26 protein-coding genes and 1 tRNA gene are annotated in these 26117 nt (G+C 39.6%); 20 read left to right on the top strand and 7 right to left on the bottom strand.

The genetic code is table 11. The annotated features are described in order from the left end of the window. Positions 1 to 26 precede the first annotated feature (26 nt). From H5182_RS02720 to H5182_RS02745, 6 genes are all read left to right on the top strand, one after another. Positions 27 to 518, top strand: a complete 492-nt coding sequence (locus H5182_RS02720) for a GNAT family N-acetyltransferase (protein ID WP_149980086.1) — start codon at positions 27 to 29, stop codon at positions 516 to 518. Between the two features lie 90 nt (positions 519 to 608). Next, positions 609 to 1115, top strand: coding sequence for a hypothetical protein (locus H5182_RS02725; RefSeq protein WP_149980087.1), 507 nt, complete (start codon positions 609 to 611; stop codon positions 1113 to 1115). Between the two features lie 31 nt (positions 1116 to 1146). Further along, positions 1147 to 1773 (top strand): superoxide dismutase, encoded by a 627-nt coding sequence (locus tag H5182_RS02730; RefSeq protein WP_182759473.1) that lies wholly within the window; start codon positions 1147 to 1149, stop codon positions 1771 to 1773. Between the two features lie 78 nt (positions 1774 to 1851). Then, the gene (locus H5182_RS02735; RefSeq protein ID WP_182759474.1) at positions 1852 to 3213 is read left to right on the top strand and encodes a DNA-3-methyladenine glycosylase 2 family protein; all 1362 of its coding nucleotides are present in this window, start codon (positions 1852 to 1854) and stop codon (positions 3211 to 3213) included. Continuing rightward, positions 3210 to 3683, top strand: coding sequence for a methylated-DNA--[protein]-cysteine S-methyltransferase (locus H5182_RS02740; RefSeq protein WP_182759475.1), 474 nt, complete (start codon positions 3210 to 3212; stop codon positions 3681 to 3683). The genes H5182_RS02735 and H5182_RS02740 overlap by 4 nt, the downstream gene beginning before the upstream one ends. A 114-nt stretch (positions 3684 to 3797) precedes the next feature. Continuing rightward, positions 3798 to 4388 (top strand): thymidine kinase, encoded by a 591-nt coding sequence (locus H5182_RS02745; protein WP_145236208.1) that lies wholly within the window; start codon positions 3798 to 3800, stop codon positions 4386 to 4388. Here H5182_RS02745 and ltaE read toward each other — a convergent pair. Continuing rightward, positions 4365 to 5378 carry a low-specificity L-threonine aldolase gene (gene ltaE / locus H5182_RS02750; RefSeq protein ID WP_182759476.1) on the bottom strand — a complete coding sequence of 338 codons (1014 nt, stop codon included), beginning with the start codon at positions 5376 to 5378 and terminating at the stop codon, positions 4365 to 4367. The two genes, H5182_RS02745 and ltaE, sit on opposite strands and share 24 nt — an antisense overlap. After that, the gene (rlmF, locus tag H5182_RS02755; protein ID WP_182759477.1) at positions 5375 to 6322 is read right to left on the bottom strand and encodes a 23S rRNA (adenine(1618)-N(6))-methyltransferase RlmF; all 948 of its coding nucleotides are present in this window, start codon (positions 6320 to 6322) and stop codon (positions 5375 to 5377) included. The genes ltaE and rlmF overlap by 4 nt, the downstream gene beginning before the upstream one ends. A gap of 123 nt (positions 6323 to 6445) precedes the next feature. Between rlmF and H5182_RS02760 the strand changes: the two genes are divergently transcribed. Continuing rightward, positions 6446 to 7360: an alpha/beta hydrolase gene (locus H5182_RS02760; RefSeq protein WP_145236199.1), complete on the top strand. Its 915-nt coding sequence runs from the start codon at positions 6446 to 6448 to the stop codon at positions 7358 to 7360. Here H5182_RS02760 and H5182_RS02765 read toward each other — a convergent pair. The 3 genes from H5182_RS02765 to H5182_RS02775 all read right to left on the bottom strand — a co-directional run bounded on the left by H5182_RS02765 (position 7314) and on the right by H5182_RS02775 (position 11923). Then, on the bottom strand, positions 7314 to 8768 hold the full coding sequence (locus H5182_RS02765; protein WP_182759478.1) for a sulfotransferase: 1455 nt from the start codon (positions 8766 to 8768) through the stop codon (positions 7314 to 7316). The two genes, H5182_RS02760 and H5182_RS02765, sit on opposite strands and share 47 nt — an antisense overlap. 107 nt (positions 8769 to 8875) lie before the next feature. After that, complete coding sequence (locus tag H5182_RS02770) at positions 8876 to 11452, bottom strand: TonB-dependent siderophore receptor (protein WP_145236193.1); 2577 nt, start codon at positions 11450 to 11452, stop codon at positions 8876 to 8878. A 300-nt stretch (positions 11453 to 11752) separates the two neighbouring features. After that, entirely contained in the window at positions 11753 to 11923 is a 171-nt protein-coding gene (locus H5182_RS02775) for an oxidoreductase-like domain-containing protein (protein ID WP_182730848.1), read from the bottom strand. A 162-nt stretch (positions 11924 to 12085) separates the two neighbouring features. Here H5182_RS02775 and H5182_RS02780 point away from each other — a divergent pair, with 162 nt between their 5' ends. After that, positions 12086 to 12535, top strand: a complete 450-nt coding sequence (locus H5182_RS02780) for a hypothetical protein (RefSeq protein WP_182759479.1) — start codon at positions 12086 to 12088, stop codon at positions 12533 to 12535. Positions 12536 to 12629: 94 nt separating this feature from the next. Beyond that, positions 12630 to 13991 (top strand): M17 family metallopeptidase, encoded by a 1362-nt coding sequence (locus H5182_RS02785; RefSeq protein ID WP_145236183.1) that lies wholly within the window; start codon positions 12630 to 12632, stop codon positions 13989 to 13991. Between the two features lie 20 nt (positions 13992 to 14011). Here H5182_RS02785 and H5182_RS02790 read toward each other — a convergent pair whose 3' ends face one another. Next, positions 14012 to 14398: a VOC family protein gene (locus H5182_RS02790; protein ID WP_182759487.1), complete on the bottom strand. Its 387-nt coding sequence runs from the start codon at positions 14396 to 14398 to the stop codon at positions 14012 to 14014. A gap of 55 nt (positions 14399 to 14453) precedes the next feature. Beyond that, on the bottom strand, positions 14454 to 15530 hold the full coding sequence (locus H5182_RS02795; protein ID WP_182759480.1) for a ketoacyl-ACP synthase III: 1077 nt from the start codon (positions 15528 to 15530) through the stop codon (positions 14454 to 14456). 153 nt (positions 15531 to 15683) lie between these two features. Here H5182_RS02795 and H5182_RS02800 point away from each other — a divergent pair, with 153 nt between their 5' ends. The 11 genes from H5182_RS02800 to H5182_RS02850 all read left to right on the top strand — a co-directional run. Then, a complete protein-coding gene (locus H5182_RS02800; protein ID WP_145236178.1) occupies positions 15684 to 16997 on the top strand; it encodes an amidohydrolase family protein in 1314 nt (437 codons plus the stop codon). A gap of 8 nt (positions 16998 to 17005) precedes the next feature. Beyond that, a complete protein-coding gene (locus tag H5182_RS02805; protein WP_145236175.1) occupies positions 17006 to 17410 on the top strand; it encodes a DUF4440 domain-containing protein in 405 nt (134 codons plus the stop codon). A 55-nt stretch (positions 17411 to 17465) separates the two neighbouring features. After that, positions 17466 to 18707, top strand: coding sequence for an ATP-binding protein (locus H5182_RS02810; RefSeq protein ID WP_145236312.1), 1242 nt, complete (start codon positions 17466 to 17468; stop codon positions 18705 to 18707). Continuing rightward, positions 18704 to 19234 (top strand): response regulator transcription factor, encoded by a 531-nt coding sequence (locus tag H5182_RS02815; RefSeq protein WP_182734090.1) that lies wholly within the window; start codon positions 18704 to 18706, stop codon positions 19232 to 19234. Before H5182_RS02810 ends, H5182_RS02815 begins: the two co-directional genes overlap by 4 nt. Before the next feature lie 284 nt (positions 19235 to 19518). Beyond that, complete coding sequence (locus H5182_RS02820; protein ID WP_145236169.1) at positions 19519 to 19923, top strand: DUF1761 domain-containing protein; 405 nt, start codon at positions 19519 to 19521, stop codon at positions 19921 to 19923. A 43-nt stretch (positions 19924 to 19966) separates the two neighbouring features. Next, positions 19967 to 20218 (top strand): hypothetical protein, encoded by a 252-nt coding sequence (locus tag H5182_RS02825; RefSeq protein WP_149980101.1) that lies wholly within the window; start codon positions 19967 to 19969, stop codon positions 20216 to 20218. A 1072-nt stretch (positions 20219 to 21290) separates the two neighbouring features. Next, positions 21291 to 21569 (top strand): hypothetical protein, encoded by a 279-nt coding sequence (locus H5182_RS02830; RefSeq protein WP_182734091.1) that lies wholly within the window; start codon positions 21291 to 21293, stop codon positions 21567 to 21569. 161 nt (positions 21570 to 21730) lie between these two features. Further along, positions 21731 to 22345: a hypothetical protein gene (locus H5182_RS02835; RefSeq protein ID WP_182717833.1), complete on the top strand. Its 615-nt coding sequence runs from the start codon at positions 21731 to 21733 to the stop codon at positions 22343 to 22345. Between the two features lie 106 nt (positions 22346 to 22451). Continuing rightward, positions 22452 to 22536: transfer RNA gene (locus H5182_RS02840), tRNA-Leu, on the top strand. A gap of 197 nt (positions 22537 to 22733) precedes the next feature. Beyond that, positions 22734 to 24644: an acyltransferase family protein gene (locus H5182_RS02845; RefSeq protein WP_182759481.1), complete on the top strand. Its 1911-nt coding sequence runs from the start codon at positions 22734 to 22736 to the stop codon at positions 24642 to 24644. A gap of 513 nt (positions 24645 to 25157) precedes the next feature. Further along, on the top strand, positions 25158 to 26117 hold a 960-nt coding region (locus tag H5182_RS02850), incomplete at its 3' end, for a PoNe immunity protein domain-containing protein (protein WP_182759482.1).

Raw genomic sequence — 26117 nt, forward strand, 5'->3', positions numbered from 1 at the left:
CAATGCAGTAATAAATAAGAGAGCTTATGACAGACCAAAAAACGATTACCTTAAGAGATGCGCAGCCTTCGGATGCTGCTACTATTTTGCATTTTATTACCGAATTGGCAATTTATGAAAAAGAGCCCGATGCAGTTAAAACCGATGAACAGGCGATTTTAAAAACCCTGTTTAGTGAAGGTGCAACAGCGCATAGTTTGATTTGTTTTGAAGGCGATACGCCAATTGGCTTTGCGGTGTACTTTTACAATTACTCGACTTGGCTTGGCAAGAATGGCTTGTACCTTGAAGACTTATATGTCAGCCCAGATAGCCGAGGTAATGGTGCGGGTAAACTGATTATGCAACATTTGGCACGCCAAGCTATCGCAAAAGATTGTGGCCGTTTTGAATGGGTGGTACTTGACTGGAATCAACCTGCGATCGATTTTTACAATAGTATGGGGGCAGAGCCACAAAATGAGTGGATCATTTATCGACTTACAGGACAAGCATTAATTGATTTTGCCGAGAAATAAAAATACGCAAACATAAATAAAAATCATTTGCATTAAGTTGTTTGGCTGTGTAAATTAATCACATCATTTAATTTTGTGCAGGTGATTTTTATGTCACACCCACAGTTTCACAGCAGTAATAAATTGTCTCAGGTTGAGCAAGTATTAAGTCCTTGGCAAGCCAACATTATTGCTGGAAATACAGCGTTTGAACGCGGTGCTTTAATTGAAGCTCGCGATAAATACACGACAGCACACACCCTCGCAGCTCGTTTATTAAGCCAATTTAGCCAAGCAAAAATATGCCAGTCAGTTATTAGCGCAATTGAACATTGCTGCCCCGCATTCGTTGTTGCCGCTCATAATTTAGCGGATACATATCGAGCGATGAATCAAGCAGAGCAAGCGTGTCAGTGTTTGTGTGATGTGCATATAAGTTTAAGTCATTTGCTCCAGCATCCATGCGATACGGTGCGTACAGTGGTTGTGCACCATCATCACAAAACCTACACAGAGTTAGTACAGTTTGCCAAATTGCACAGTCATTACCCGCAATTAATAGAACAAATCAATCAGACGTTAAGTTACACCCCAGATCAAACTGCCACTGTGCATTGATCACTTATTCTTAATCCGACAAGGAACAATTATGGCGTTTACATTACCCCCATTACCATATGAGTACGATGCGTTAGAGCCACATTTAGATGCTAAAACTATGGAGATCCACCATACTTTGCATCATCAAACATATATCAATAAAGCCAATGCGGCACTTGAAAATACCCAGTATAGCGATACTGATGTACATGAGTTACTCGCAAAGACAGACACGTTGCCAACTGAGCTGCAAAAAGTAGTGCAAGAGCATGGTGGCGGACATGCAAACCATTCATTGTTTTGGACAGTAATGAGCCCCAATGGTAGGGATCAGCCAAAAGGGAGCTTATTAGATGCGATCACAGAGCAGCTTGGCGGCTTTGATAACTTTAAAGAGTCATTTACAGCGGCAGCTGTTAGTCGCTTCGGCAGTGGCTGGGCGTGGCTAAGTGTTAATAAAGATAACCAGCTTGTGGTGGAAAGTAGTTTAAATCAAGACAGTCCATTAATGCACGGCAACACGCCGATTTTAGGTTTAGATGTGTGGGAGCACGCCTATTATCTGAAATACCAAAACCGCCGCCCGGAGTATATCGCAGCATTTTATAATGTGATTAATTGGGCTGAAGTTGAGCGTCGTTATTTAGCTGCTACCAGTAAATCAATCAGCGAATAAAGGTTGAGTGCCGAAAATGGCTAGTAAACTGTGTTTTTTCACGTACTCTATTAGCAGATGTATAGTTAAGAGCACCTTATGGATACTAGCCATTGGCAACTTGCCAGACAAAGCCGCGACCATCGTTTTGATGGACTCTTTTTCATCGGTGTTAAAAGCACCGGTATTTATTGTCGGCCAATTTGTCCTGCCCCTACTGCAAAAGAGCAAAACGTAGAATACTTTCAATATGCCCATAATGCTGCCCAGGCTGGATTTCGCCCGTGCATTCGTTGTCGCCCAGATAGCGCCCCTGGAAGTAGCGCATGGCAAGGAACAAAAACCACAGCGCTGCGAGCCAAACATCTGATAGACAGTGACTTAACAACACAACAAAGCTGTGAACGGTTAGCTGAGCGACTAGGCGTGAGTAGCCGCTATTTAAGGCAGTTATTTCAGCAACATTTTGGTATCTCAGTAACTCAATATCGGTTATTTAATCAATGCCATTTCGCTAAAAAATTATTACAAGAAACAAGCCTGTCGGTATCCCAAGTTGCTTTTGCAGCGGGCTTTAATAGTATTCGTCGCTTTAATGATGCTTTTTTACAGCAGTTACATATTTGCCCGTCAAAAATGCGTGGTGAGCGCAGTACATCACGTGCGATGTTGACGCTTAAATTACCTTTTCGGCCCCCTTATAATTGGGCTGCGTTACAGCAATTTTTAGCTAAGCGGTTAATTTCACCTCTTGAGTGGCTTGGTGAGACATATTATGGTCGCAGCTTTAAAAACCAGCATTGCCAAGGCCAGTTTACGGCTGAGTTTGTAGAGCACAAACATCATTTTTTAGTCAGCATTGATATTGATCAGCCACGCTTTTTACAGCCTATTTTAAGTGAAATTCGCAGGGTGCTCGATTTAGATGCCGATACTGCGCAAATCGAACAATACCTAACAACTCAACTTCAAGGGGCAATTGTGTTAACCCAAGGGCTGCGGTTACCGGGTATTTGGTCGGTATTTGAGGCTGGTATTCGTGCGGTACTTGGCCAACAAGTCAGTGTGACTGCTGCGCATAACTTAGTGACTCAGCTTGTGGATGAACTGGGCGAACAAGATGGCGAGCGAGTGTATTTTCCAACCCCTGAGGTAGTGGCAAACAGTGAGCTGGCATTTTTTAAAATGCCTCAAGCGAGAAAGAATGCGCTGCGTAATTTAGCGCAATTCTGCGCCGATCACCCTGATTGTCAACAGCTTGATCAATGGCTGCCACTCAAAGGGATTGGACCTTGGACAGTAAACTATGCAAAATTACGCGGCCAAAGTCAGCCCGATATTTTATTAGCAGGAGATTTAGGTGTAAAGAAAGCACAGGCGGGGGCAAAACCATTTAATGATGAGATGTGCGCGCCATTTCGCTCCTATTTAACCTTTCAACTATGGCAGCAGCTAACATGACTATTATTCAAACCCGCATACCCAGCCCAATTGATGAGATTATTATTCAAGGTAACCAACACGGGGTGAGTTATGTGGGCTTTTATCCAGTTATAGAGTGCTCAGAAACCCCATTTTCAGAGGTTGAGCAGCCACATATTTTAAATTGTGCTGCGCAGCTTAAAGACTACTTTACAGGCAAGCGAACAACCTTTGATGTCACTCTAGCCACCCATGGTACTGCTTTTCAACAAGCGGTATGGCAAGCGCTCACCGCGGTGCCATTTGGACAAACACAGAGTTATTCAGATATTGCTCATGCACTCAATAATCCCAAGGCAGTTCGCGCAGTGGGGGCTGCTAATGGTAAAAACCCAATCAGTATTATTGTGCCGTGTCACCGTATTATTGGTGCCAACGGTAAATTGACCGGCTATGCGGGTGGGCTAGAGCGCAAGCAGTGGTTACTTGAGCACGAAGGGCTGATTTAATCTTCAAAAAAGGGTCAATAGACTCCAGGAATTAGTTTTAGCACGGGTAAAAAAGGTGATGTTCAATCAAGATTAAGGTAGCATTAGCGCACTTTTTTCAGGGTAGGCATTTTCATGGCTCAGCTGTACTTTTATTATTCTGCAATGAACGCAGGTAAATCTACCACGCTTTTACAATCGGCATTTAACTATCGCGAACGCGGCATGGAGCCTGTTATTTTAACGGCTGCATTGGATGATCGTGCTGGTGTTGGTAAGGTATCTTCTCGAATTGGTTTACAAGCTGATGCACATATTTTTGATGCTGACAAAGATGTTTTTGAACTGATCAAACAGCTTAATAGTGAACAAAAACGTCACTGTGTGCTGGTGGATGAATGTCAATTTTTATCACGTCAGCAAGTAATGCAACTGACCGATGTGGTGGATGAATTAGGCATTCCGGTGTTGTGCTATGGCTTGCGTAATGACTTTAGAGGCGAGTTATTTAGCGGCTCGCAGTACTTACTAGCGTGGGCTGATAAACTGGTTGAACTTAAAACGGTGTGTCATTGCGGTCGCAAAGCGAACCATGTATTGCGTACGGATGAGCAAGGCAAAGCGATTGCCGATGGTAATCAAGTGGAAATTGGCGGCAACGACCGTTATGTGTCGGTGTGCCGCAAACACTATAAAGCTGCGTTAAACATGCAGCGCCGAAGTTAACGCTGCTATAAATTGATCAATATCGGCTCGAGTGATCTGTAAATGAGTTACTAAACGCAAAGTTTTGCTTGGGCTGAATACTATCCCTTGTGCTTTTAGTTGCTGTGCAATGGCATTAATATCAACACTATCAGCAACATTTGCATAGACCATATTGGTTGTATCGCGCGACAAGTCAACGTTAAAGCCTTCAATGGCACTGAGCTGCTGCGCTAAGTAACGCGCATTGCTGTGATCGTCGGCTAAACGACTAACATTGTGCTCAAGTGCATAGTGGCCAGCGGCTGCCAGCATACCAGCTTGGCGCATAGCGCCGCCAAGTACTTTACGCCAACGCCTTGCTTTATTGATCAGTTCAACAGAGCCAAGTAGCAATGAGCCGACTGGTGCGCCTAAGCCTTTTGATAAGCAAATAGACACGGAGTCAAAGTGTTTGGTTATCTCGGTAATATCTACCTCAAGCGCAACCGCAGCGTTATAAACGCGAGCACCATCCAAATGCAGTGCTAATTGATGGCTGTGAGTGAACTCACGCGCTTGGGCTAAATAACTTAATGGCAGCACTTTACCGCCAATGGTGTTTTCTAAACTGAGTAAGCGGGTATTAGCAAAGTGAAAGTCTTTGGGTTTGATAGCGGCGCGTATTTTGTCAAAGCAGAGGCTGCCATCATTTTCATTCTCGATAGGTTGCGGTTGGATTGATCCAAGCACTGCCGCGCCACCGCCTTCAAATTTATAATTGTGTGCATTTTGCCCGCAAATATATTCATCACCACGTTCGCAATGAGCCATTAACGCTAATAAGTTTGCTTGGGTGCCGGAGCTACAAAACAATGCACTGGCAAAGCCATGACGCTGTGCTGCAACGCTTTCTAATTTATTAATACTGGGATCATCACCATATACATCATCACCTAAAGGGGCGTTGAACATAATTTCGCGTATTTTAGCGCAGGGCTTAGTGACAGTATCAGAACGAAAATCAATCATGATATCTCCGGTTGTGTAAATTGCTGGCTTATCTCTTGGCGAGTTTGTTGATCAAAATAACTCCACGCAATAAAGCGACTCACTTTTTGCCCTTGCGCCATTTCAATGATTTTAACTTCAGCCACAGGGTGTGTTTTTAATTGTGCTTGTAACGTGGCTAAGTTTTCTTTTTTTGAAACTAAAGAGGTAAACCACATACACTGCTCAGCAAATAGGGCACTTTCATCGATCATGGTACAAATGAATTGCGCTTCGCCACCTTCACACCAAAGCTCATTATGTTGCCCGCCAAAATTTAAAGCCGATTTAGGGGCTTTGCCTAAGTTTTTCCATTTCCGCTCGCTACTTTGAGCTGCTTGTTGTTCACTGGCATGAAAAGGAGGGTTACACAATGTAATATGAAAAAGCTCTTTTGCATTTATTACCCCCTGAAAAATATGCTGCGACTGCTTTTGTAGCTTGACGGTAATTTTGCGATTATTAAATTGTACGATTTGTTTGGCTAATTTTACAGCGCTCGGATCTATATCTGAGCCTGTGACGCTCCAGTTATATTCATAGCTTGCTAGTAACGGGTAAATTATGTTCGCACCAGTACCTATATCCAACACTTTAACTTGTCTGCCTTGAGGTATAACGCCTTGATTATCGTTTGCTAGTAAATCTGCCAAGTAGTGAATGTAATCAACGCGTCCTGGAATCGGTGGGCAAAGGTTGTGTTCAGGTATATCCCAAAAATCAACGTTATAGTACGCTTGCAAAAGTGCTTGATTAAGCGTTTTTACTGCTTTGTTATCACTAAAATCAATACTTTTAGTACCATTGGGAGTAAGCACGATATATGGTTTTAAAGTGGGCACTTTAATACTTAGGTAGTCTAAATCATAGCCTTTGTTATGGCGATTTCGAGGGTGTAGTTTTGATTTTAATGGTGTTGATTTCATAACAAATAATTAGCTTAACAAACAAAAAAGTTATTTTACCAGAGAAACACATTGACGTGTGATCTTGTTTAAATTACTGGTAGGATGAGTTGCGGTTCATAACAATGACAACAAGGAACTGAAATGGCGATCGTACAAGAATCAGTATTTATTAAACTAACTGAGCTACAAACATTACATTTGCGCCGCATAGCAGATAACAGCAAAGCCGCTGGGCCAGCTGTGTTGTTTATGCATGGTGCTGTTGAAAATGGCAAAATATTTTATACGCATTCAAATAAGGGTTTAGCACCTTTTTTAGCTGAGCAAGGATATGTGTGTTATGTGGCTGATCTACGAGGTCGTGGTGACAGCAAACCGGCTATCTCAAAGCATGCTCACTATGGCCAAACCGAAGCTATTATTGAAGATATTCCCGCTTTTATTGCTAAAATTACCGAGCGTGAAGGTAGACCACCAGCGTATTGGGTAGCCCATTCCTGGGGTGGTGTATTAATGAATAGTGTGTTTGCGCGTTTCCCACAGTATATCAATGATGTAAAAGCATGTGCTTACTTTGGTACTAAACGCTCGCTTTATAATCATCATCCACAAAAATACCTTCAAGGAAATTTGATTTGGTATTTTTTAGCGCCAATACTGGCTAAAAAACATGGTTATTTACCCGCCAAAAGACTCAAGTGGGGCAGTGATGATGAAACTAAAAAGTCGCATTATCAAAGTATGCAATGGGCTAAACGTAAACCATGGTTAGATAGCGACGACGGGTTTGATTACGCGCAAGCTGTGGCTGGCTTAAGTTTGCCACCGACCTTACACATAGGGGGGGTGAAAGACAAAGCGCTTGCACAACAAATTGATATTGAAAAATTTATTGCCGAGTCAGGTACTGGTATTCAACACCTGCAAATGTACGGGAAAAAACACGGCCATCAATATGATTACGATCATATTAATATGTTAACGCACGCTAGTGCTAAAGCAGATCAATTTAAGGATCTAGTGACGTGGTTTGAGCGTCATTCAGCAACGCCCTGAGTGGCGTTTCAAAACGTTTCCAGTGTTCTATTGCACGGTTATGTAGCGGTTTTCGTACAGCTGCTTTGCTAAGCGTGGTAACTGGTTTTTTTGATTTATAAAAGTCTAAACATTGTGCTTCAAATGCGGTACCTAAAAATGTAAATACGCTTTTTAACGTATCGCGCGGCTCGCTGATCAGTTGCTCATAATGAACATCTAAGATAGCCGAAGGTATTGCTTGTTGCCAATGCTTCATCAAACCTTGGTATAAATCATAGTAACGTTTAAATTCAGGTAATGAGCAAAAATAAGGTTCATTTTCTGCAAAGTAATTACTATAAACGGACCAAGCTGTGGCATTAAAATCGCGCTGCAAGTTAATAAACTTAGCATTTGGAAACAATAAATAGATAAGCCCTAACGATTGATAATTAGCGGGCAATTTGTTGATCATGAACGCGCGAATAGGTTTTGCTTGTTTTAACCGTGCGGTATAAAGAGCCCGCGCTTGCTCAATCAGTTGCGGTGTTAGTGCGCTGATACATTCAGGGTAGGACAACTTGGTTTGTTGCTCTATGAATGCAACAACTTGCGAGCTAATACAGCGATCTTCCCCAAGGCTTGCAAATTCACTATGTGAAGCTAACATTTGTTCTAATAATGTTGAGCCACTGCGTGGCATGCCAATAATAAAAACGGGCGTAACAGTACCAGTAAATCCAGGCTTGATAGTGGCAAATAAACTTTTTGGGTTATAACGCATAATACTTTGATAAAACGGCGTTAATTGTTCAGTGTTGAAGCTACTCAATTGCAGCTGCAATTTATTGGCTAGTTTATAATAATTTACAGCTTGTTCTATATCATTGAGTTGATCATAACTTTTTGCCAAGGCGTAATAACAAACCATTTTTAAACGTAAATTATTGGTTTGTGTGAGTAAATGATGCAAGTTACTGATGTAGTTATGCTGTTGATCAAAGCGGCCAAGTTGTACCAGTTCAAATAAAATATAAGCAGTGACCGGATATAAACCAATACTTAGTGCTTGTGCAAAGGTGGTATGTGCTTTATCTAATTCGCCATGGGTTAAATAATGTTGTGCGAGATAATAGTGTGGCTCTGGGTTATGACTAGCAATGCTTTTTGCATACTCCAGTACGGTTAATGCATCATTTGGCGAATTAACGCCATTAAATGCATCCGCTAACGCGTGCAGTGGCTCCAACATATTAGGTAGACGTTCACAGCTTCTTTGTAATAAATAAACTGCAGCATCAAAGCGCTCTAAGCGCAGTGCAATACGGCCCAAACCAAATAGCGCTTCGCCATTTTGGGGATCACTTTCAAGCAAGGTTTTATAGTGAAACTCCGCTTCTTGGAGTTTGTTTTCGGCAAGTAGTTGGTTAGCTTTTTTTAGCAACATACATCACTTTTTTTATTTTTTAATTACTATATTTATTATTTGGGTATAGCACGAAAAAGGCGAAATGTCTTGAGCATTTCGCCTTTCTTTTCAACGCTTAATTATGATTAAAACGTATAAGTTGCTTTGGCATAATAGAAGCCGCCGTTTATACCATATGGCGAAGTTTCATAGTATTTACCACCCCAGTTATTATTAGGTGCCACGGTAAAATCAAGTTTCTCTGCTTCTTGGTCGAGCAGGTTTTGTGCGCCGACTGAGAAACTAATCGAATCATTCAAAAAGTAAGTTACTTCAGCGTCGAGCGTAATTGCCGCATCTGCCATTTTTGCTGTATCGTCATAATCTACATGCACACCTTGGTATTCACCAAAATAATTTGCACGAGTAAACATTGAGAAACTTTCCCATTGTTGTGACCAACTAAGCGTACCACGGTGATTTGGTAAGTCATTTTCTAAACGGCTTACTTTAAACACCCCAGTAATATTAGTTGAGCGAGTAACCTCAGTTTCATTCCAGTTGTAAGCTAAACTAAATGTTGAGCTACCACCGAGTAAATCTGTGGCATAGTTTGCTACAAAGTCTATACCTTGAGTTGTGGTATCAAAGTCATTAGTAAAGAAGCTTACTTGCGCTAAGCTTTGCACGTTTGGCACACCAGCGGCTTCAAGCGTATCTTTATCAGCTTGACTCAGCTCGATTTTATCAGATTGACTAATACGGTCATCAACTTGAATATTGTAATAATCAATGGTTAGAAATACTTCACCGATGGTGTATACCGCGCCAAAGGTATAACTTTGCGACTCTTCAGGCTCAAGCTCTGTACCGCCTAACTGTACCGCAATTGGATTGGTCGGTGGTAGTAAAGCAGAGTCGACCAATACGCCACTGCTTAGGTTTGTTTGCACGTTACTGACATTGGCTTGGCCAACTGTAGGCGCGCGAAAGCCTGAACTGATTGAACCACGAACATTTAAATCATCGGTTAAGTGATATTGAGCCATCAATTTATAGTTAACAGTAGAGCCAAAGGTATCATAGTCTTCATAGCGTAGGGCTAAACCCATTAAGAACTCTTCAGTAAATGGGGCTTCAATATCAAGATAAGCCGCGTAGTTGCGACGAGTATATTCACCAGCGTCAGATGGTTTAAAGCCAGGGAAACCATTTGAACCGATACCAAAACCTTGATCCGTTAGTGGGCCTGCTGTAAATGATGCTACATCGCCAGAGGTAACTGTAAATGTTTCCTCGTGCCATTCAAGGCCACCGGCTATGTTCACATCGTATGCTAGATCAAAATCAAAGCCTTTTGATAAATCAAAATTAAAGTTTTTCTCTAATTGTGAGTATTTACCTGGGCTAAAATCACGCGGGCTATCAGGGCCTAATGACGCATTAATAGTGTCGTAAATAAAGTAACGAGATTCATTAAAGCCGACCGTACCACTTAAGTCGTAGTACGCACCTTCTAACATACCACCAGTGAACTCGCCTTTAGTACCTATTGTAAGCGAGGTATCTGTAATGTTGCCACCAAAGTTAGGCGTAAAACCGCCAGGTAACATTTCATTGAAGGCAAAACAGTCTGGATTATTAGCTACTTGGTTGATGTAAACTGGGTTATCTAATACGTTGTCATCAATCATGATGTTAGTAGGGCAGTTACCACTCATATCGCCAGTTAAATCGCCAACTAACAATGTTTCACCACCATCGTTTGAATAGACCCCAGGGCGAGTGTGAGGATTACGATAGTAAAAACCACCGCGTACATCACGCTCTGAATAGTTACCAAACATGTAAAATTCGGAGTTTTTAGTCAGCTCAAGGCCGACATTACCAAAAATAGAGATATCGTCATCAACTTCTGGTGCGCCCCATATTTGTGTAATCGGGGCAATGTCAGGAACACCAGCCTCAATTAAGTTTGCTGCATCAAAACGTTGCACTGAACGGCTAGTTGCGTCAGCCGTTTTGTATTGGAAACTTAAATTTGCGAAGCCATTGTCGGTAAATGGTAGACCAATGTTACCGGAAATCTGTGTTGTATCACCGTCGCCTTCATAGTACTGACCTTGGCGTACTTCGAAACTGCCGCCTTCTGAGGCATCTTTTAGTACAAAGTTGATAACCCCAGCAATCGCATCTGAGCCGTACTGAGCGGCTGCGCCATCTCTTAGTACTTCAACTTGTTTTAGAGCGATACTTGGAATAACTGAAATGTCCGCACCTTGTGCGCCATCGTTTATGCCGCCACCTAAAAAGGCAATAACAGAGGCACGATGACGACGTTTACCATTGAGTAATATCAATGTACTGTCAGAAGGTAAGCCACGTAAGTTAGCTGGACGAACCAAAGATGCTGCGTCACTAATAGGCATTGAATGCACGTTTAATGATGGAATTGAGCCTTTTAATAGCTCGAGCATATCCGTATTACCTGATTTACCAAGTTCTTCACCACCGATGATATCGATAGGTACCGGTGAATCACCAATAGAACGCGGTGCAGAGCGAGTACCCACTACGGCTATTTTTTCTACATTTTTATTTACTTTAGTTACTTCAGCTTGTTCATCTGCAGCTAAGGCAGTCCCCGAAATAAATAAGCCTGCGGTGGTTGTCGTTAATGCAAGTTTAACTGCATGATTTAATATGTTATTTCTAAATTTCATTCTAATTTCCCCAGTTAGAATTATTGTAATTTCGTAACTATATGATTTTTAAAAAGCCAAATAGTCTATTAAAGTTATACAACTTGTTAAATAATTGTGCAAGGTGTTAAATGATTTGGTTTTTTTTGGTTTTTCTATAGAGGAAATTAGAGGTTTACATACCTATATGAAAAGTAATGATATTTTGAAAAGGGAAATTAGAAATAAAGTAATAAGTGGGATTTTTTTATAAGTAAATGAAATAATAATTTTGTAAATAAATCTTTAGACTAAGTAAAATTCAATAAAGTTCAATAATTATTAATGATCAGTTTGTTCAGGATTTTGTTGTCGCCAAACTTTTAACGCTTCTCGGTATTCATCCCAAACACATGGGCAACAACTGCCACCACCGCAGCACTGATCAGCAGCCGGTCTGGTTGGTTTTGTGTCGTCAACTCGGTATGGTATATCGGCTGTGTTTTGCGGCATTTTATCCATTATTTACAGATTTAATAGCATGGGCTGTTTATTGGCCCGTGATTATACTTAATCATGGCTTTTTTGCTAGTTGAGAAATGATGTTGATCTGTTAATCGGTGATTGTATTAAATTATGCTTTGTGAAGTGTTAAGGCTATGTGAGAATAGCGTTATGCGACTATATAAAGTTATTCATCGTGCCCCAATTCGAGTGGCAAAAATTAGTACAAAACGCCAACAGTTGCGTTTTAAGCGCGCTATGGTAGCACTTAAAATTGCACTGGCGCAGGAAAAGCAAGAAACCAAAGAAATGCTCACAATTTATCGTCGCTACACCAAAGGAGATGTGAGTAAAGAGGATCTGCAAAAAGCGAATGCCCAGTTTGTTGATATTCTCAAAGGATTGGGTTTAGGTGTTTTTGCTGTTTTACCTTTTGCACCTGTGACTATTCCACTGGTTGTTAAGTTGGGTCAATGGGTTGGAGTTGATGTACTGCCAAGTTCATTTAATATAAATAAATCACTTAAAGATATTGACCAGCAGATCGCTGATGAAGAGCAGCAACACCACCACGCTGAAAAAACGGCAAAATCAGACGTAAAACCACCTGTAAAAAAATAATGCCATGCAGTTTAAAGGATAGTCTTTGTGCTATACCTTTTATGCTGAGTTATTGATATGCTTGATCATCATATAATTTTAAACGAGTCATTTAATGAGTACATTAATTCGTCATAGTTCTACGGGTATTCCTTTATCTTTTATTGTTAAAAATGACTTAGCTACATGGCAAGCACAGCAGCCAATTTTTTTACAAAACTGGCTAAATAGCTGTGATTTTGCAAAACAAGGTTTAGCCTTGGTGGTCAATCCACAAAGTGGAGCGCTAAGTCAGGTGTATTGTTTAGTTAATAGCGTTGATGACTTTTGGCTCGCGGGTGAATTAGCCAGCAAACTGCCAGCAGGAATTTACCAAGTTCAAGAGTGTGAACAACAATTAGAACAGATTGCTCTGGGTTTTATACTTGGTGGTTATGAATTTAGCGAATATAAAGCCAAAGGTGCTGTAAAAGCACAATTAGCAATTGCCGATGAAGCATTGTTTGCGCGTATTACACGCCAAGCAAATGCGATTAACTTAGTTAGAGATCTAGTTAATACTCCCGCCGTAGACATGATGCCACAGCACTTATCACAAGTGATGGCTGATTTAGCACACACTTACAATGGTCAATTCAATGAATGGATAGGGGATGAATTATTAGAACAAAACTATCCAACTATCCACATGGTAGGCCGCGCCAGTGAAAATAAACCGCGTTTACTTGATTTACACTGGGGCGCTGCAGATGCTCCTTTGATCACCTTAGTCGGCAAAGGTGTTTGTTTTGATTCTGGTGGTTTAGATCTTAAACCAAGCTCAGGTATGCGCAATATGAAAAAAGACATGGGCGGCGCAGCTCATGTAATTGGTTTAGCGCAGTTAATTATGGCGGCAAATTTACCAATTCGTTTACGCGTGTTGGTACCCGCTGTTGAGAATGCGGTATCGCGCAATGCATTTCGCCCTGGCGATGTAATTAAAACACGTAAAGGCATTATGGTCGAAATCGATAACACCGACGCAGAGGGGCGTTTAGTGTTATGTGATGCACTCACTGAAGCACAAAATGACAATCCTGAGTTGATCATTGATTTTGCAACCTTAACCGGTGCTTGTCGTATTGCGTTAGGCACTGAGTTACCAGGGTTTTTCTCAACTGAGCGTGATGTTGCCAATGGCATTATTGACGCCGGTATTGCAGTAAGCGACCCTGTTTGGCAATTACCGCTTTTTGAGCAATATAAAAGTTTATTAAAAAGTGATGTTGCTGATATGGCTAACTGTGCAAGTACCCCATTCGGCGGGGCAATTACTGCTGCACTTTATTTAAAAGAATTTGTAGAGCCAACCACACCATGGGTACATTTTGATGTAATGGCATGGAATATCCGCTCATTACCAGGTCGTCCAGTCGGTGGTGAAGCACTCGGTATTCGTGCCGTATTTAACTACTTACAAAGTCGTTTTAAATAAATTTATTGAGCTTTGTGAGGTTATGCCTCATAAAGCTCAAGCGGTAACCCATCAGGATCTGCAAAAAAGGTAAATTGTTTACCTGTGTATTCATCAGTTCGAATCTCTTCTACTGCCACACCTTGGCTTTGCAAATACACTTTACTTTGCTCAATATTGGCCACTTTAAATGCTAAATGTCGTAAACCTTGTGCTTCTGGGTAACTAGGTCGCTTTGGTGCATTATCAAATGAAAATAGCTCTATTTGGCTACCATCAGGCAAGGCTAAATCTAATTTGTATGAGTGGCGATGTTGGCGAAAATGCTCTGTAATTATGGGCAGCTGTAAGATCTGATGATAAAAATGTTTTGAGCGGGTGTAATCGCTGCATATAATTGCAGCGTGGTGAATTCCTAGCAATTGCATCATTTTTAGCTATCTGTGGTAAATGGCGCAGTATAGCTGCGCCATATTGAGTATGTTATTGATCACTGCCTTTGCAAGCTGCTACTGCGGGGGCCACTAACTCTAAACCGGTTTTATCACACGGTGGTAGTGCTGCATCGCTAACGCTGATTGGCGTGACGCGTTCGCCCCATTTTATGTAACTAGCAGCCCAAGTTAATCCTGCACCAAATGCTGCAGACATGATATTAGCATGTGGTTTAATTAATCCTTGCTCAACAGCTTCGCATAATGCGATTGCAATAGTTGCTGCCGATGTATTGCCGTATTCGCTAATGTTAACCATTACTTTTTCATCTGGTACTTTTAAGCGATGTTGAATGGCTTGAATGATACGTAAATTTGCTTGGTGTGGCACAAGTACATCGATATCATCAAGGCTCAAATTTGCCTGTGTGAGCACATCGTCACAGGCTTCACTCATGCCCTTTACTGCGCGCTTAAAGATTTCGCGACCTTCAAATAATAAATCAGATGGCCCAATAGGCACATATTTATTTAAGTCACTACCAAAGTTAGTGATATGCAAGATATCACGGTCTTCGCTATCACAGCCTGTTTTTGTCGCGAGTAAACCCGCTGGCGTGTCTGCTGCTTCAAGTACTACGGCACCGGCGCCATCACCAAATAACACCGCACTGTCACGGCGATCCCAGTTTACATACCAGGTCATACGTTCAGCAGCAATTACTACAGCTTTTTTGATCATACCGGCTTGAATTTGTGCAGTCGCTGCTTGTATTGCATATAAAAAACCAGAGCAAGCTGCATTGGTGTCCATAGCGGCAGCGCCAACTGCACCAATGTTTTTTTGTACTAACGAAGCTGTGTTTGCAACCATAGTAGAGGGCGTACATGTTGCTAATAACACTAAGTCAATGTCTTTAGCATCAATGCCAGCACAGGCTATTGCATGTTTAGCTGCTACAGTGGCAAGCTCTGCAGTACTAACGTGGCTTACTCTACGTGCTTTTATACCAGTGCGGGATGTGATCCATTCATCATTGGTATCAACTAATTGGCTAATTTCATCGTTGCTAATACGCGCTGGTGGGATACATTTACCCCAACCCGTTATGTGTGCGTAGGTCATAGTGTGCTCTCTTTAAGTGGTCAGACATGTGTCATCTATGTTTGATTTATACCAAAAATCCAGTTCTAAGACTAGTTTATAACTTAGCTTACGTCGTAAATAGTGGTAATTAAACGTAATTTAGGCTAATGGTAGTAGAAAAATGAGGTAAACATGAAACAAAAATTAATTACTATCTTGGCTGCATTGGGTACGACGGTATATTCTGCGGCGAGTTTTGCAACACAAACTCAGGTTATTTACGCAGGATCAATGTTAGCAGGTGCTGAACAAATACTAGAAAAGCAACGCACTATTGTTATAGAAGACGCTATCATCACGCGCATCGAAAAAGGCTATGTGAGTGTTATTGATCTAGCATTGCCCGATGCAAAGATCATTGATTTAAAAAATCAATTTGTTATGCCTGGATTAATTGATATGCACGTACATGTTACATTTGAGCGTGACGCAAACGCAAACCCTCATCAATGGCTTACAGAGTATGAAGCGGACTATGCTCTGCGCTCAATTAAATATTTACAGCGTAGTCTTGATGCCGGTTTTACCTCGGTACGTGATTTAGGTAGCAGTTATAAAGTGATCTTTCCACTACAGCGTGCCGTTGAGCGTGGAGATATTCAAGGGCCACGTATTTTTGCTGCAGGAGATACAATTACCCCAACGGGCGGGCATGCTGATCTGCACGGTTACCGTAAAGATATTAGTGATGTGATAAGTGGAGGGTTAGGGGTGTGTGATGGTGCTGATGATTGTCGCCGCGCGGTTCGTGAAGTAATTAAATCAGGTGCTGATGTAATTAAAATTACCGCAACGGGTGGGGTGTTAAGTAATACCGCAGCGGGTGTCAATCAGCAGTTCACAGATCAAGAGTTGATGGCGATTGTTGATACTGCACATAACTTAGGGCGCAGCGTAACAGCCCATGCTCATGGTACATCAGGGATCAAAGCGGCATTACGTGCAGGTGTTGATTCAATTGAACATGGGTCTTACCTAGACAAAGAGACTGTAAAGTTATTTAAGCAATATAACGCTTATTTAGTGCCCACGTTATTGGCAGGCCAAACGGTCAGTCAAGAAGTACTCAGTAACCCAAATATGCCAACAGCTATTGCTGATAAAGTACGCACCGTTGTACCAAATGTTGCAGCTTCATTTAAGCTGGCATTAAAAAACAATGTTAATATTGCTTTTGGTACAGATTCTGGCGTATCACGCCATGGTAATAATGCTGATGAGTTTTTATGGTTAGTTAAATATGGCATGACTGAAAAGCAGGCTATTATGTCAGCAACAGTTAATGCCGCTAAGTTACTCGGCCAACAAGACCGACTAGGGCAGTTGAGTGTTGGTAAACAAGCAGATATCATCAGCGTTAATGGCTCTCCTCTTGATGATATAACGACATTGCAAAATGTACAATTTGTGATGAAAGCAGGGCAAATATATAAACACCAATTGTAGGATACAGTATGGGCAGCAAAATCAAGGCATCATTGTTTAATCATTTGATTGACGCTGAGCGCCAGTTATTAGATCCTGAGATCCGTCAATCTGAGCAGGCATTGGATGCTTTGCTCGATGATGATTTTATTGAAATTGCCGCTAATGGTACTGTATTTAATAAATATCAAGTATTAACGCGGTTACCTACCGAAGTCGTGCCGCAGTTTTACAATCAGCATTTTAAAGGCCGAATGCTTAGTGATGATATTGCCCAACTAAGTTATCAAGCGGCATATCGGCGCTCTGCGCGCGCTGAGTTTAACTATTCGTTACGGATGTCGCTGTGGCGATTAACCGAAGGCCAGTGGAAAATGGTGTTTCATCAAGGAACGCCGTGTGCTGTGTTTAGTATCTCTATGGATGATGATTAGGTTAACCTTCTTTAATTAGGCATTTTTTATTAGGTAGTTATGTATGGCGTTTTTAATGCGCACTGATCCTGCGATTAGCCGTTTACTGATGTTACGCAGTGGTGCAATTGCAATTCAACTATTGGCCGTTGTAGCAGTCTATTTTTTACTTGAGCACCAAATCCCTTTATTGCCTCTACTGGTAGTGATCTCCCTTGAAGCCGTATTCCAAATTTTAAGCGTGATTGCTTATCGTAATGTCAGTAAAGCGAAAGAACTTGGGATGTTAATGCAGCTTACGGCCGATGTGCTTTTTTTATCGGTATTGCTGTCTTTGAGTGGTGGTGCGACCAATGCATTTGTGTCGTTACTGTTGTTACCAATAATGATTGCTGCGGTGAGTGTCAGTGCTCGCGGCTTAGCTTATATTGCTGTATTAGCGATCACCGCCTATAGCGTGCTGCTATTTAAAATGCCTCAGCACAGCATGCATCATATGCAAATGACCAGTCACTTTGTGGGTATGTGGGTTAACTTTGTGATCAGTGCTAGCGTTATAGCATTCGTTATCGGCACTATGAACCGTGCACTGCATTCGCGAGAGCGCACAATTGCAACTGTGCGAGAAAAACAATTACGAGCAGAGCAGTTAGTCACGCTTGATGGTGCTGCGGCACAAATTACTCATCAATTAGCCAGCCCAATCGCCAATTTACAATTATTGTATGAAGAGCTTCTTGAAGAGCAGCCCGATAATGAGATTGTGAAAGACATGCAGCAGCCCTTGTTGCAATGCGCACAGCAGTTAAAACAGTTTCGTACCCTGTCATCTGAACTACGCACACAAACGGTTGCAGCGACTGTATCGTTAAACGCATTAGCTCAACAAATTAGCGATACAATGCTATTACAGTATCCCGATCAACAGCTTAATTGGCTAAATGCAGCGCCTGCTAGCTCGGTTACTAATGATGCTATGTTACTGCCAGCGATATTAAACTTGTTGCAAAATGCTGCTTTTGCCAATCAACAGGCACAGCAACAAACACTGGAATTGAACTGGCAACAGACTCCAGATAACCCTAAAACAGTGAGTTTAGTTATACGTGATTTTGGTAAAGGATTTAGCGCAGCACAATTGGCAGAGTTAGGGGGTCAGTTAATGCCTAGTGAAACGGGGATGGGGCTTGCAGTTATGCTTTCAAATGTAACATTTGAACGTTTACAAGGCTCTTTAACATTATTTAATCACCCACAAGGTGGCGCGGTTGCCAAAGTACAATTAACCATTGATGAGCCACAAGTTGAGCCTGTATGAAGCTATTAATTATTGAAGATGATATTAATCTTGCCAATACGTTAGCGCGGCGCTTAAACAAACACGGTTTTGCATGTCAGCTGGCACATGATAAAGCCGAGGCTATTGGCATAGCTAAAAACTTCGCGCCGACACATATTCTGTTAGATATGAAATTAGCTGACGATAACGGTTTAGCTCTTATCGCACCACTGAGAGCCTTACTAACAGACGCACATATTGTATTATTAACAGGCTATGCCAGTATTGCCACAGCGGTAGAGGCTATGCGCCTAGGTGCAAATGATTATTTAACAAAACCCGTTGATATGCTCACGTTATTACGAGCCTTAACAGGCACATGCGAGCCAACTACTGAGTTAATTGCAGATGATATTGTAACTATGTCGCCAGAGCGTCTTGAGTGGGAACATATTCAGCAAGTGCTGCATACCAATCAAGGCAATATTTCAGCAACTGCTCGGCAACTTAATATGCATCGGCGGACTTTACAGCGTAAGCTACAAAAAAAACCAGTTCAGCAGTAAATCCTAGCGCAATAGTGAGCGTTATTTCGGATCACGGTTTCCGGTTTAGTAATGCTCAGTAAGTTTATTGTTGCCTTTTAGGCAATAAGTTTTACCCGGTCAACTAAGTAATACAGTCGCCTGTAGTCACTTGAAATGAAGCTCAGGTTACTTTAGTGCATTTATATTTGGGCACCAGCCACGCATCATAGATAGTTTTGCAGTTTAGATAGTTGCTGCAATGGCGTTCATTAACTACAGTAAAAATATCATTGTATTTTTTGCAATCAGCATAAGTAGTCATTATGGATTTATCACAACTGGATTTTGTAGCCGTATTATTAGCTGCCATGTCTTCTTTTATGTTAGGAGGCGTTTGGTATTCACCTTGGTTGTTTCAACGAGCCTGGTTAGAAGGCTGTGGATTAACGGAGCTGGATTTAAAAGCAACAAATCCAAAATGGGTATTTGGTGGCGGTTTTGTTTTATCTTTATTTATCGCTTTTGGCTTATCACTGTTTTTAGGACCACATCCACATTTAGGGGTTGCGGTAGGCGTTGGCTTTGCGGTTGGACTATGTTGGGTAAGCAGTGCCTTAGGAATGAGCTATATTTATGAACAACGACCACTAAAGCTGTTTTTAATCAATAGCGGTTACCATATTTTACAGTTTACTTTAATGGGCTTAATCTTTGGACTTTGGCCATAAGCTGTTAATCTATTCGCGTGTTTGTAGTAAAAGTAACAAAATAATGGCAAAACCGAATAAAAAAGGCCCTACTAAAACGGTCGATATTTTTTGTAGTCAATGTAAAGCTCCCCTATTCAAATATCGTAAAGGCGGCAAAGGGGCATTGGTTAAATGTTTTATCGAACGGATCAGTCAAGATTTCACCACAATTCCTTGCGTATGCCCCAACTGCTCACGCCCTTTTGCTCGAGAAGCAATTATCCGAGGCGCACCCGCGTATAAAATGATCGGCGGCAAAGTTACGTTTAAGTAGTCATTTAATTTGAGCGTATATTCATATTTTATTGATTTAATCATTTTTTAGTCTGATTGTTCCTGTATCTGATTTAACTATAAATAAACTGTAACTCTTTAATTTAATACGACTTTAAATAGTAATTGCACAGTTTTTTTATGATATTGATGGTATCCGAGGTTGGTCTACTTCGGAAATTGAAACAATAGGAGCTGCATTTTTGAGAGGGTTTAAGAAGTACAGCGCAAAGATACACGGAGCTGCGTATGCAATTGAGCATCGTCTAGATTCATTTTCTATAGATGCACTCGGAGCTTCTTACGAAGTTGGATATGGGGTAATGTATATGCAAGGAACAAAGAAAACATACTCTAGCTATGTCGCGTTTTGTAAATAGTTTTAGAATCAATAAGGAATAAAAATGATTAAAAAAGTAATTTTTATTTTTATTATATTTCAATTTTTATTGGTGATTAGTTTAAATCACCACTATGGGATAGCCATAGCGTTAACCACTTGTATTTTTTATATTTTCCGTTCTAAATCCAATTTCTTTTCTTTGAGCTTTCTTTTTGAAGATGTAAAAGAAAATGCATTTACTTTACTATGTGTGTTTTCAATAGTTGCATTGACAATTTGCCAAATCTCTTATAGTGCAAATGATTGGGGGTTGTTGACAATAATAGTACCATTGTCGTTATTGTTTTATTTCTTCCTTACACTTTTTAGTTATACTGCTGATTGTATATATAAAATATTCGGAAAGTTTTTTAGAAGGAAGTAAGTGCTCGTAAAGTAAAATAGGAAAGGCACAAATTTTTCGATAGTGCATCAAGGAAATATAATGTCAAAATATAGATTTTTAACTTTATTATTTTTAATAGTTAATTCACAGGTATGCTTTTAAAATGCGATTGAAAAACCACCTAAAGCTATTGAAGCCGTAGTATATACTATTTGCGATTTGGTATATTGCAATACGAGTGTTGTTTTAAGAAATAATACGGCATTTGAAATTAAAGTAATTTCAAATTATTTCGATGAAACTCATTTTACTGAGCATGCTTTTAAGTTTTATAGAGCAAAAGACGTGTATGCAACGAGTAACCCGTTTGACAACCCATTATCGTTTAAAAATGTAGAGTTTTCGCCACTTGAAGGAGATGTAATATTTAAACCTCTTGAAGTCAAAACTTACACTACGCTAATAAAAAGAGATAGATTGAATTTTGAAAAAGGCATTGAGTACGTTGTTTTTTCGGTAGTTATGGATGCGCAATATGTGATAGATAAAAAAAAGTCAAGATTCATTTCATTGCTTAGTAAGTTAGGAATAGTTGATGATTTACTTACCTTGCCTGATGATTAAACTAACAGAAAAGTAAACAGAGTCACCCTTTAGTAACAAAGTGAATAGGGTCAGGTCTTTCTTTTTGTCTTTATGTAATTAGTGGCAAAAAACAAGATCTGACCCCGATAGTGATCCCGATAGTTATATGACCCCGATAGTTATAAACCAGAGGAGAAATCATGGTGGTCGCGATAGGTCCGACGATTCTAGCTATTGCAAGTGTTGTTAGTACTAGTAATTTGCATGTTAGCTGTGGAGAAAGCGTTCTAAATAACCAGCATAAGCTAATGGTAATGAAGAAATTAAATGGCGCAAGGGGCAAATTCCATTTTAAATGTGGTGATACAATATTTGTAGAAGAGCCTTCGAATACTGATGGCATTTGCTACAAAAAACATTATGGCGTGGTTGGCGGATATAAAGTTGAGCCCTATGTTGCCACATTGGAAGTCGCTGTGACTAATCAAAGTTGTAACTTTGATGGAGCCATCCGTTTAGAGCCTACCGTTGCTATAGAAGATTATGGGGTTATCTGGAGGTTTATGGAAGAGTTGAGAAATAACAAAGAGAACGCCATTAAAAAAAGGGTGAATATGTTTGACTGGTTTTTTGACAGTCAATTAAATAAATTCACCAGTATTCCTGGCGCTGTTTCAATGAGTCCAGTAGTAACAGGCTTATTTGAAAAGAATGCATACTCTATAAAAGTTTATATAAATTCTCAATTGTGGAAAGCTAATATTCATTTGAAAGATAATAAAGTTGAAGTTACCTCCATATATTCAGTAGAGTAAAAAATAATGGGGTCAGGTCTCAGGGTAAGATCACGAACTTTATCTTGACTTAAAAGTATGATCTTATACTCCTTTTTAAGGAGCCCTGTAGTGGTATAGTTTTAATGCCAGTGTGGTGGAATTGGTAGACACGCTAGATTCAAAATCTGGTTTCTTCGGGATTGATGGTTCGAGTACGTCCACTGGTACCATTAAAACTTTTTAACTTGAACGAGCTTAAATCTGTAGAACACTACCATATTATGAAAAACCGCCTTTGATGGGCGGTTTTTTGCTTTCTTACATTTGAAAAATAATTATTGCCTAGCCTAGCCTAGCCTAGCTTTGCCTTGCCTTGCTATTAGTATAAAATGCCGTCCCTGTATTATAATTTGTTGAGTACTGTGTTTTGCAATTCAGAAAAGATATAAATGGACTTAGAGCTATTGCAGTTATAGCTGTTGTGCTATTTCACTTTAATGCCTCTTGGATGCCCGGCGGTTTTGCGGGGGTTGACGTGTTTTTTGTTATCTCTGGTTTTTTAATGACTGGAATAATATTCAGAGGAATAGAACAAGAAAACTTTTCTATTTTAAGGTTTTACGTTGCAAGAGCAAATAGGATCATTCCTGCGTTAGCTATGCTTTGCTTAGTCTTGCTTGTTTTCGGTTGGTTTTATCTTACACCATTTGATTACAAAACTCTGGGCAAACATATTGGCAGCAGTATGAGCTTTTTATCTAATGTTGTTTATTGGAGAGAGTCAGGGTATTTTGATGCGGCTTCACACGAAAAATGGCTATTGCATACTTGGTCATTATCCGCTGAATGGCAATTCTATATAATCTATCCATTAATGCTCGTTGCTATTCGAAAGTTTATGTCTGTTAAGGTGATGAAAGCAGCTGTTCTCTTTGGAACATTATTGGGCTTTGTTTTTTGTGTTATCGCTACCTATAAGTGGCCAGACTCTTCATATTATCTATTACCTACCAGAGCTTGGGAAATGATGATTGGTGGCGTTGCTTATCTTTTCCCTTTTACATTACAAGATAAAAGAAAAAAATTAGTAGAGTGGTTTGGTTTAACTCTAATTGTTTGTTCATATTTTTTTATATCAAAAGAAAACCCTTGGCCTGGATATCTTGCAATATTCCCTGTTTTGGGCTCGTTCCTCATTATCCAAGCACAACATAACGATAGCCTTATTACAAGTAATATAGTATTCCAGAAATTAGGCGCTTGGTCATACTCTATTTATCTATGGCACTGGCCTTTAGTTGTCGCAATTTACTATTTTTCGTTAAATGATAAGTTCATTTACATTGGTATTGCAGTATCAGTATTACTTGGTTATTTGAGTAATAAATATATTGAAAAAATTAGGTTTAGAAATGATTTTCGAGGCCTGCTTCAATATTGGAAATGCAAACCTATTTATCTTGTATTATTCATTGGTTTTTTAGGGAGTTATGTTTTTATATCAAAAGGAGTAGATAAAAGATTTAACCTAAATCTCGAACTTCAACAAATATCTAATCAATTGATAATGCCATTAAGAAGTAATGGATACTGCTTTTATTCCTTCAATGATGGTCAGGAAAATGTAGATCAGAAAATTGGCACCGATTGTTATTTGGGGGAGAAGTTAAACAAATCAGCTACATTATTATTTGGAGACTCTTTTGCTGGTCATTCGGAACCTTTCTTTGATGAGATATTTAAAGCTAATCATAAATCTTTCCAATCTATAACCACCAACTGGTGTATTGCATCTTTTACGGATAATTTTACTGGCCCAAAATCGCATCTTGCATATAAACAATGCTTAATTAATAGGGGGTACTTAAAAGTTAATATGCATAAATATAAAAACATAATATTTGCAGGTCAATGGAGTGCTTTATCTAAAAAGCAACTTGATGATTTTGAAATTGTAATAAAACAAGCGGCTAAGATGAAGATCAATGTATTTATTATAGCAGCACCACATAGTTACACGCAAAACCCGTTGAACTTTTTTTACAGGAGTGTTTATTTTAAACATCCTTTTGATATTAATAAAATAATTAGTAATGATGTATTTATGGCGAAGGCTAACTTGTATTTAAAAGAGTTTTCTAGTAATTATACTAATATTCACTTTGTAAGTAGAGAGTTGCTTTATAATAAAGAAAACACCTTCGAAATTAATAATCTTACTTTGCCATACAGCCTTGATGGCGGACATATATCAATTCTTGGTTCAAAATATTCGGCAAAGCACTTTATGAATAAAGATGAATATAGTGCAATTATGAAACTCTTCGATCTTGAATGATTTCAATTTAAAATATGCTGTGGTGTTTATTGATTTAATAAAAATCTAGAGTGTCAGGAAGATCTTAAATTATTTATTTAAGCTTAAGGTCTTCCATTTTAAATTATAATATTCTTTTTTATCATAGTTATAGCTTTTTATAAAATGGTATTTTGATAGTGTCGCTTCAATCAGTTGCGAAATAGCAAGTTGTTATGATGGTGTTGATAAAGCTCTTCCAAATAAGCTCGTTACTAATTTTTCTAAGGATAACTTTGGATTAGATTATCTCAGAGATTTAGACATTCAACTTAAGAATAAGTTTTTGTGATTAACCTAACGTATTTACATAAACACTTTAAAAAAATAGTAATCCTCCGAAAAACAATAAAAGCCAACTATATCCTGTGTTGGCTAGAACAACTGAGAATGGAACAATTACTTATTCAAAAATTGTTCATGTTAGTGGTGGCAGACCAAAAATACCTCGTGGTAAGGCTGCCAGAGTGACTCAAATTAATGGTGGCTAATGTAATGCGGGATTACCCAAATCGTGAAGGAAAATTAAAACAATTCTATGCGAATAGAATGGGCATGTTAGCGCATGGTGAAAATGTTATTGAATCGAAAATGCTTGGATCGCAACAGCTTGAATATGAACAATTGGAAAGAATATCAGATAGTTTAATAAACGTTGGGATAGAATTATCAATCTGTCAGTTTTCACTCGGTCATAGTATTGACACAATAAGAGAAACAGTCGAGCGGACTATCACTTACTATCTTAAAACAGACAATGAGTGGAGTAGCTATCCACATAGTGTATATACATTAGTCAAACTTATTTCATTGGCTATTTTGGTTGATGTTAGTGATAAAGCGTGGGCATTATTGGCTGAAAAATGGCAAAGTAGCGGCAGTAATGGCTATATATTGGCAAAACTGTTGAGTTATCGTTCAAACAATATACAACTAGGTCAAGATGTTCGCCTTAAAAAAATCGGTCAAATTTTGACTATCTCAAATATTAGTGACGATTGTGAATTTTTAGAAGAACTGAAAAAGTATTCTAAAAAATGGTACATTCGTTATAAAGGCTTACATTGGTACAATAGCCACAATGATGATTATCATATAGGTTATTTTGGGTACTGGGCAGTAGAAGCCGCTGCTGTCGCAAAAATGCGTGGTATAAGCCTAAAAAACACTCATTTTGGTAAATATTTTCCTTATGGTTTTTTTGATCTACCAGAACAGTTACCGAAAGAAAAGGGCGTTAAAAAAGAGCTTCAACAAAAAGAGCAGGCATTAAATACAATCACTTACCCTGGCTTAACTCGACTAAGTCTATCGCTTGATGATGCTTGGATAAATGAGAGTGAGCAACGCTTATCATTAATCACCCATGATGAAGGTCTGGAGTGTGCTGGTACTGTGTACCAAAGTGACGAAAATACATTAGACTCATTTGCGACAGGTAGGTATGAAGCATTA

The sequence above is a fragment of the Pseudoalteromonas sp. SG44-17 genome, assembly GCF_014164235.1.
In the GTDB taxonomy this organism is placed as follows: Bacteria; Pseudomonadota; Gammaproteobacteria; order Enterobacterales; family Alteromonadaceae; genus Pseudoalteromonas; species Pseudoalteromonas rhizosphaerae.

Bases quoted from the DNA above. Each gene is read 5' to 3' on its own strand.
- H5182_RS02720 (WP_149980086.1), top strand. From the start codon at position 27: ATGACAGACCAAAAAACGATTACCTTAAGAGATGCGCAGCCTTCGGAT.
- H5182_RS02725 (WP_149980087.1), top strand. From the start codon at position 609: ATGTCACACCCACAGTTTCACAGCAGTAATAAATTGTCTCAGGTTGAG.
- H5182_RS02730 (WP_182759473.1), top strand. From the start codon at position 1,147: ATGGCGTTTACATTACCCCCATTACCATATGAGTACGATGCGTTAGAG.
- H5182_RS02735 (WP_182759474.1), top strand. From the start codon at position 1,852: ATGGATACTAGCCATTGGCAACTTGCCAGACAAAGCCGCGACCATCGT.
- H5182_RS02740 (WP_182759475.1), top strand. From the start codon at position 3,210: ATGACTATTATTCAAACCCGCATACCCAGCCCAATTGATGAGATTATT.
- H5182_RS02745 (WP_145236208.1), top strand. From the start codon at position 3,798: ATGGCTCAGCTGTACTTTTATTATTCTGCAATGAACGCAGGTAAATCT.
- ltaE (WP_182759476.1), bottom strand. From the start codon at position 5,378: ATGATTGATTTTCGTTCTGATACTGTCACTAAGCCCTGCGCTAAAATA.
- rlmF (WP_182759477.1), bottom strand. From the start codon at position 6,322: ATGAAATCAACACCATTAAAATCAAAACTACACCCTCGAAATCGCCAT.
- H5182_RS02760 (WP_145236199.1), top strand. From the start codon at position 6,446: ATGGCGATCGTACAAGAATCAGTATTTATTAAACTAACTGAGCTACAA.
- H5182_RS02765 (WP_182759478.1), bottom strand. From the start codon at position 8,768: ATGTTGCTAAAAAAAGCTAACCAACTACTTGCCGAAAACAAACTCCAA.
- H5182_RS02770 (WP_145236193.1), bottom strand. From the start codon at position 11,452: ATGAAATTTAGAAATAACATATTAAATCATGCAGTTAAACTTGCATTA.
- H5182_RS02775 (WP_182730848.1), bottom strand. From the start codon at position 11,923: ATGCCGCAAAACACAGCCGATATACCATACCGAGTTGACGACACAAAA.
- H5182_RS02780 (WP_182759479.1), top strand. From the start codon at position 12,086: ATGCGACTATATAAAGTTATTCATCGTGCCCCAATTCGAGTGGCAAAA.
- H5182_RS02785 (WP_145236183.1), top strand. From the start codon at position 12,630: ATGAGTACATTAATTCGTCATAGTTCTACGGGTATTCCTTTATCTTTT.
- H5182_RS02790 (WP_182759487.1), bottom strand. From the start codon at position 14,398: ATGCAATTGCTAGGAATTCACCACGCTGCAATTATATGCAGCGATTAC.
- H5182_RS02795 (WP_182759480.1), bottom strand. From the start codon at position 15,530: ATGACCTACGCACACATAACGGGTTGGGGTAAATGTATCCCACCAGCG.
- H5182_RS02800 (WP_145236178.1), top strand. From the start codon at position 15,684: ATGAAACAAAAATTAATTACTATCTTGGCTGCATTGGGTACGACGGTA.
- H5182_RS02805 (WP_145236175.1), top strand. From the start codon at position 17,006: ATGGGCAGCAAAATCAAGGCATCATTGTTTAATCATTTGATTGACGCT.
- H5182_RS02810 (WP_145236312.1), top strand. From the start codon at position 17,466: ATGCGCACTGATCCTGCGATTAGCCGTTTACTGATGTTACGCAGTGGT.
- H5182_RS02815 (WP_182734090.1), top strand. From the start codon at position 18,704: ATGAAGCTATTAATTATTGAAGATGATATTAATCTTGCCAATACGTTA.
- H5182_RS02820 (WP_145236169.1), top strand. From the start codon at position 19,519: ATGGATTTATCACAACTGGATTTTGTAGCCGTATTATTAGCTGCCATG.
- H5182_RS02825 (WP_149980101.1), top strand. From the start codon at position 19,967: ATGGCAAAACCGAATAAAAAAGGCCCTACTAAAACGGTCGATATTTTT.
- H5182_RS02835 (WP_182717833.1), top strand. From the start codon at position 21,731: ATGGTGGTCGCGATAGGTCCGACGATTCTAGCTATTGCAAGTGTTGTT.